General features: G+C 35.2%; 5 protein-coding genes and 1 pseudogene. 5 read left to right on the forward strand and 1 reads right to left on the reverse strand.

Features of this window, described 5'->3' with window-relative positions:
- The 4 genes from I2F17_RS12345 to I2F17_RS12360 form a co-directional block, all read left to right on the forward strand.
- Positions 1-201 (forward strand): hypothetical protein (locus tag I2F17_RS12345; RefSeq protein WP_211140146.1); only part of this gene is annotated, 201 nt, incomplete at its 5' end.
- Positions 202-473: 272 nt separating this feature from the next.
- A complete protein-coding gene (locus tag I2F17_RS12350) occupies positions 474-1,610 on the forward strand; it encodes a tyramine oxidase subunit B (protein WP_211140147.1) in 1,137 nt (378 codons plus the stop codon).
- Positions 1,611-1,634: 24 nt separating this feature from the next.
- Positions 1,635-2,051, forward strand: a complete 417-nt coding sequence (locus tag I2F17_RS12355; RefSeq protein WP_211140148.1) for a Rid family hydrolase — start codon at positions 1,635-1,637, stop codon at positions 2,049-2,051.
- Between the two features lie 35 nt (positions 2,052-2,086).
- Positions 2,087-3,379 (forward strand): NAD(P)/FAD-dependent oxidoreductase, encoded by a 1,293-nt coding sequence (locus tag I2F17_RS12360; RefSeq protein ID WP_211140149.1) that lies wholly within the window; start codon positions 2,087-2,089, stop codon positions 3,377-3,379.
- A gap of 56 nt (positions 3,380-3,435) precedes the next feature.
- Here I2F17_RS12360 and I2F17_RS12365 read toward each other — a convergent pair whose 3' ends face one another.
- Positions 3,436-4,122: a response regulator transcription factor gene (locus I2F17_RS12365; protein ID WP_211140150.1), complete on the reverse strand. Its 687-nt coding sequence runs from the start codon at positions 4,120-4,122 to the stop codon at positions 3,436-3,438.
- A 161-nt stretch (positions 4,123-4,283) separates the two neighbouring features.
- On the opposite strand from I2F17_RS12365, the pseudogene I2F17_RS12370 reads away from it, so the two are divergent.
- Positions 4,284-4,389: pseudogene (locus I2F17_RS12370) on the forward strand (IS982 family transposase); the annotation flags it as partial.

The raw sequence follows: 4,389 nt of genomic DNA on the forward strand, positions 1-4,389 counted from the left end.
CAACCATTCAACCATTCAACCATTCAACCATTCAACCATTCAACCATTCAACCATTCAACCATTCAACCATTCAACCATTCAACCATTCAACCATTCAACCATTCAACCATTCAACCATTCAACCATTCAACCATTCAACCATTCAACCATTCAACCATTCAACCATTCAACCATTCAACCATTCAACCATTCAACCATGAAACTACAATACCTTTTTGAGATTCATGTTTTAGTTAAATATTAATTTAATCAATGCCTTAAATATTTCACATTTTAAGATTCGAGTGTATACGATGATTTTTAGATTTTGAATGAAATGATCGAAAAGAATATTTGAAATCAAATAAACCCCTCAGCGTATATATTTTAAAAAATCATCCCTTAGGATGATTTTTTTTGATCGAGTATTTCTTATTCTAAATTAACCGATACAGATACTGACCATTGTAAAAATAACATATAGGTGATTTAGATGACTGATACAAATATAGATTTTATTTACTTATCCGAACAAGACATGATCAAGGCGGGTGTTACAGACATGCCAACTTGCGTTGACACCATGGAAGAAATGTTTGGCTTACTGTATAGCGGTGATTACCGTATGGCAGGAGCAAATAGTGATTCACATGGTGCAATGGTTACTTTTCCTGAACACTCCCCATTTGAAACCATGCCTAAGCCAACAGCAGATCGACGATTTATGGCAATGCCTGCGTATTTAGGGGGTAATTTTCGTACAGCAGGCATGAAGTGGTATGGCTCTAATATTGCAAATCGTGAAAAAGGACTTCCACGCTCTATTTTAATGTTTGCTTTAAATGATGCAGATACAGGCGCGCCATTGGCATATATGTCTGCCAACTTATTATCTGCTTATCGTACAGGGGCAATCCCTGGTGTAGGTGCAAGACACTTGGCAAGAAAAGATTCTAAAGTGATTGGTTTGGTGGGCCCAGGTGTCATGGGCAAAACGGCTGTATCTGCATTTGTTGCAGTTTGTCCTTTGCTAGATTCAATTAAAATTAAAGGACGTAGTGAAAAAAGTATTACAGACTTTACAACATGGTTAAAAGATACGCACCCTCAAATTAAAAATATTCAAGTGGTCGATCAGATTGAAGATGCAGTACGTGATTCAGATATTGTGACTTACTGTAATTCTGGGGTCATGGGAGATTTAGAAACTTATACTTTGGTTAAACATGAGTGGATTAAACCCGGTGCTTTTTTGGCAATGCCTGCATATTCAGACATTGATGATTCAATGAATCAAAAAAGCGTAAGAAAAGTATTAGATAACCCAGGAATGTATCAAGCGTGGTATGAAGAAGTTCCTAAGCCTGCACACTTACAAATTCCAATGGTTGGAATGAAATTTTTAGACATGGTTCATGAAGGAAAAATTCAACAAGAAGATCTTGAAGATTTAGGGAAAATTGTATCAGGTGAATCTAAAGGTCGAGTAAATGATGAGGAAATTATTATTTTATCCGTGGGTGGCATGCCTGTAGAAGATGTTGCTTGGGGGACGGTCGTGTATCGAAATGCGATTGAAAAAGGAATTGGTACAAAATTAAATTTATGGCAAAGCCCTGTTTTACGTTAAAAAATATTGATGGAGTGATTAAAAATGACACAAGTAATGAAAGTAAAAACAGGGTCTAAATTTGAAGATCAGTATAGTTATTCTCGCATAGTGAGTGTAGATAACTGGATATTTGTCTCAAACACGGCAGGAAGAAATCCAACCACCAAAGAAATTTCTGAAGATTTGACTGAACAGACTAAGCAAGTTTTTACCAATATTGAAACAGCATTGATTGGTGTGAACTCCAGTTTAGAAGATGTTATTTCAGCACGTATTTTTGTTCCTAATCCTGAAGACACTTTCATGGTTATGGACATTTTTGGCGAGCAGTTTAAAGGAATTGATCCAACCATTACAGTCACAAACTCTCCACTGGTTGCATCTTATTATAAAGTCGAAATTGAAGTGACAGCGTACAGAAATGCATCTAAAGCAGAGATTAAAAAACTAGCATTTTAAATCTTTATTTAATTTTTTGGATTTAAGGAGTCGCCATGAGACCAACAATTGATCCAGTAACAACCTCAAATGTATTTCCATCTTCAACAACAGTAATTATTATTGGGGGTGGCATTGTTGGTCTAACGGCAGCACTTACTTTGGCCGAAAGAAACATTCCTGTTGTTGTCATCGAGAAAGGAAAAATTGCAGCCGAACAATCATCAAGAAATTTAGGCTGGATTCGGAAAACCAGTCGATTGCCTGAAGATATTCCACTTGCTCAAGCATCTGATCGGCTATGGGGTGAAATGAATCAACGTGTTCAATCAGATGTTGGATATCGTCGATCTGGTATTATGTTTACCACACGTACCGATACACAAATGGCAGGTTATGAACATTGGTTTAATGCCGTACAAGGGTTGAATTTAGATTCTAAATTATTGTCTTCTCGTGAAATTGCAAATTTGGCACCACACGGGCAAACCAATTGGGCAGGGGGAGTATATACTCCTTCAGATGGATGTGCCGAACCGACTCTTGCGTCAAGTGCCATTGCTCAAGCTGCAATGGCGAAAGGTGCAATTATTATTGAAAACTGTGCAGTAAGAACGTTAAGTTTATCTGCTGGTGCAGTACATGGTGTGATTACTGAAAAAGGTGAAATTCGATGCGAACGTGTTTTACTGGCAGGTGGTTTATGGTCACGTCGTTTTTTAAGTAATTTAAATATTAATTTACCCACGTTGCCTTTAATTTGTTCAGTACTTCGTACTACACCAATGAAAGGCCCGACAGATATTTCAGTGGGTGCGCCAGATTTTTCATTTCGTAAACACCGTGATGGTGGATTTATTATTACCCAACGTGGTGCGCTAAGAGCGCCATTGACATTAGATCATTTATTGATTGGTTTACGTTATTTAAAACAATTGCGTGGTCAAAGTGGCTTTTTGAGATTATCTTTTGGTGAGTATGGCCGTCGAGATATATCTTTATCACGGCGTTGGCAAGGAAATCAGATTTCACCTTTTGAAAAAATAAGAGTGATGGATCCTGAAACAGATGCTGAGCTTAATCATGAAGCCATTGAAAACCTGAAAACGGCATGGCCTATTTTTTCACAACTTGAAATTGCAAATGCATGGGCAGGTGTGATTGATGTAACACCTGATTCAAATCCTGTGATTGGTGCAATTGATAAAATTCCGGGCTTATTTATTGCTTCTGGATTTTCTGGGCATGGTTTCGGAACATCACCTGCAGCAGGACAACTCGCTGCTGATTTAATATTAAACCAAACGCCTATTGTTGACCCAACACCGTATGCATTTAATCGATTTTAGATCATTGATTATTTTGATGAGCATATATTTTGAATGAAATATATGCTCATTTATCATTATATTTTATAATTTACATGATAATATTTAGAAATGAGTTCTGCTTTACTTTTCACGAGCATTTTTTGAAATATATGTTGTATATGTGTTTTTACAGTAGCAAGGCTAACAAATAATAAATTAGCAATATCTTGGTTTTTTTTACCTTCTAATAATAAATATAAAACTTTTTTTTCTTTGTTGGTTAAATGAGTATCCATAGAGTGATTGCTTGGATCATTTTTTAAAATAGGTTCTAAGTGTATGCATTCTAATGAGTGTTTAGCAATTGCATGACAACTTTGAATGGTCATGAGCTCATAGTTTGAAAACTTTTTCTCATCTTCTCCTCGAATTAAGCTAATGCCTTTAATGGTTTGATGATCGCTTTTGAATACTAGCTCAATATTGTCAATAATATGAATATTTTTTAAATATTTTTGATATTGAGGAGAAATTTGCTTACTATCTAATAGGATAATTTCGTCTGAGTTATCAAGATTATTTTTAAAGAAAACAGGATCATAATGACACATTTCGTTTAAATATAGATCCATTGCTGGTGCTGAAATATTTTCATAATTAAACCAATTTAATTTAGATTGATTTATATCTGTTTCGTAAGCAAAAAACTTGGTGAAAGGGACTGATTTGGCAATCCCTGTTAAAAAATGATCTACAAAAGAGTTCCAATTATTGCCTGTCATTATTAGATTATCCAAGACCAAATCATATACATGAAATAGATGCAATTTTTGTTCCTAGTTCTTTTATTTTAACCCGAATCCTGTTTAAGGATTTATTTGAAAAAGCCAAGGATTAGAGCCATAAGTTGAGTTACTAGACACGACTTACCACTCTAATCCTCATGACTGATATTACTGCTTTATTCTGTACCATTGATGATTTTTTTATAAAATTTGAATCCACTTATTTGAAATTTCTAAAACAGAATCAATACTTCAAACGAATAC

Origin of the sequence: Acinetobacter baretiae, from assembly GCF_015627105.1 — a bacterium.
In the GTDB taxonomy this organism is placed as follows: domain Bacteria; phylum Pseudomonadota; class Gammaproteobacteria; order Pseudomonadales; family Moraxellaceae; genus Acinetobacter; species Acinetobacter baretiae.